Below are 1,951 nucleotides of genomic sequence, written 5' to 3' on the forward strand. Positions count from 1 at the left end.
AGAATCGCTCCCTCAACTGCAGGAACAAGTAATTTCAGGGAAACTCACTGCTTACGACGCAGCAAAAACCTTGATAGCACGCTTCAACGAACCACAATCATAAATTGAGCCAAAGCCTTACTGGCAGGCGTGGCGCAATCTACCTTGATCATTAAGCTGCGGTGTTATTACCGAGTTGATCTCCGTGAATTTTGTTTACCAGTAAGCCAAATAAAGCTGCTGTGACAAACATAATGACGCTATAAATAGCAGCTGGCGCGGCCATCACCCCGTTATTCAAAAGCATTGGAGACAAGGCAATGGCTATCGCCAAAGTACCATTGTGAACACCAATCTCCATACCAATCGCAATGCTCTGACGGAGCTCCAGCTTCAACAAGCGAGGCACGCCGTAACCAACGCCCAAACTAATCAGATTAAACGCTAGTGCTGCTGCACCAACAATCGCAAAGTACTGAGTAAACTGCTCCCAACTTTCCATCACGGCAACCACAACAACCAAGGCTAAGAATAGTGCCGACATAATCTTAACTGGCTTTTCCATGACCTCAGCAAAGCCTTTTCTAAAGCGCCGAATCGTCATCCCAATGCCGATCGGAATCAACACAATCGCAAAAACCTGAAGTACCTTAGAGAATTGTAAGCCGACACTACCTTGCTCGCTCATGAAGTAAAACAAACTCAAATTCACAATGATTGGCAGCGTAACAATGCATAGAACAGAGTTAATGGCGGTGAGCGTCACATTCAAAGCCACATCGCCATGCGCAAGATGACTAAATAAATTAGCACTGGTCCCCCCTGGGGATGCCGCGAGCAACATTAGCCCAACCGCCAATTCTGGAGGAAGAGCAAATGCGATGACCAAACCAAAGCATGCGATTGGCAAAATAATAGCCTGACAAAATAAGCCTATTAGCACCGGCTTTGGCATTTTAAAGATGCGGGTAAAGTCAGAAATCGTTAAGGACAAACCCAGCCCAAGCATAATAATGCCGAGACTAGCAGGAAGGAAAATCGTAAGGATTGGTGTTGAATTCATGGAAAGCTCGTCTGTTGTTATTGTTAAGCCATCACACAAGATGGCTTGTTTAACAGAACGATGTCAACTCGAATTCAGTTTTCAATCATCAATTAAAATTGATAGCTGTAGTTCAAACCAAAACCGTGCTCATCACCATTATCAAATTTGCTATAGCTTACCCCTCCTCCCAAGGCATGCTGCTCTGCAAAGTGATAACGAAGGGCCAAACCGCCAATCCAAGTATTCGCGCCGCGATTCTGACCAGTATAAGTGCCGGTAGCGCCTGAGGTGACAGTAACAGAGTGATCGCCACTTTTATCGGCACTCAAATCACGGTCATAACGCAATATTGCATTAGCGCTCAAACCCTCGTGATCATCAAGGTACTTTTCAAATGCCAGACCCAAACCCATTAATGAAGACTCGGCATCGCTTTTGTCTACGCTCATCGCCAAGGCAGCACCGCCGGTCTCAGAATAGGCGTTTTGACTTGCTCTCACGTGACTAATCGAAGCAAAAGGCGCGATATTCACAAGTTCAGAGTTATAAATAGGTTTGGCAACCTGCAAGGCGACATAGACAAAATCCGAATCAAAGGTCGCCTCAGCTTTCGGTGCAGTTGTTAGACTACGAACCGAGTCCGTCTCATTCATGCCATAGCCGATAACACCATCGAGCTCGATCTGATTCTCAAACCGACCACTCCAGTAAGCCTCAAAGTGATAGCCCGAAGTATAAAAACTAATGCTCTGAGCGTCATGCTCATCCATGGTTTGATCGACCACACTAAAGTAGACACCAGCATAACTATCACGCGTTGAGAGCAGGTTCGCTCCAAGCGTCATCTGAGTCAGATCGTACTCAAAACCTGCTTCGTTTGTGCTTGCATCAATACTGCCATCGACACGAGATACGTCAGCCCAAACA

2 protein-coding genes are annotated in these 1,951 nt (G+C 46.1%); both read right to left on the reverse strand.

Annotated features, from left to right (window positions below; translation table 11 throughout):
• Positions 1-151: 151 nt before the first annotated feature.
• Positions 152-1,042 (reverse strand): bile acid:sodium symporter family protein, encoded by an 891-nt coding sequence (locus tag A3739_RS11990; RefSeq protein ID WP_068474891.1) that lies wholly within the window; start codon positions 1,040-1,042, stop codon positions 152-154.
• A gap of 92 nt (positions 1,043-1,134) precedes the next feature.
• A partial coding sequence (locus A3739_RS11995) for an autotransporter outer membrane beta-barrel domain-containing protein (protein ID WP_156502555.1) occupies positions 1,135-1,951 on the reverse strand: 817 nt, incomplete at its 5' end.

The organism is Oleiphilus sp. HI0067 (assembly GCF_001635735.1).

Bases quoted from the DNA above. Each gene is read 5' to 3' on its own strand.
- A3739_RS11990 (WP_068474891.1), bottom strand. From the start codon at position 1,042: ATGAATTCAACACCAATCCTTACGATTTTCCTTCCTGCTAGTCTCGGC.